Source organism: Halorubrum sp. SS7 (genome assembly GCF_005435055.1).
Lineage (GTDB): Archaea > Halobacteriota > Halobacteria > Halobacteriales > Haloferacaceae > Halorubrum > Halorubrum salinarum.
Genome location: NZ_SGXV01000659.1, coordinates 1 through 229, shown reverse-complemented (window position 1 = coordinate 229; position 229 = coordinate 1). Strand labels below are relative to the sequence as shown.

Annotated in this window: 1 protein-coding gene; it reads right to left on the bottom strand. The window is 67.2% G+C overall.

Annotated features, from left to right (window positions below; translation table 11 throughout):
* Nucleotides 1–44: 44 nt before the first annotated feature.
* Nucleotides 45–229, bottom strand: a 185-nt coding sequence (locus tag EXE44_RS19535) for a hypothetical protein (RefSeq protein WP_137718135.1), incomplete at its 5' end; no start/stop codon positions are given.

Genomic DNA, 229 nt, shown 5'->3' with positions numbered 1-229 from the left:
CGTCGAGACGCTCCGACGGGAGGAGACCGAATCCCGCGAGACCGTCAGTCGTCCCCCCTTCGGACGGTCGACTCGATTTCGCCCACGACCTCCGGGTTACGGAGCGCGCTCACGTCTCCGAACTCCTCGCCGCGGGCGATGTCCTCCAGCAGTCGTCGCATGATCTTCCCCGAGCGCGTCTTCGGGAGTTCCGGGGTGAACACGATCCGATCCGGGCGAGCCACGTCTC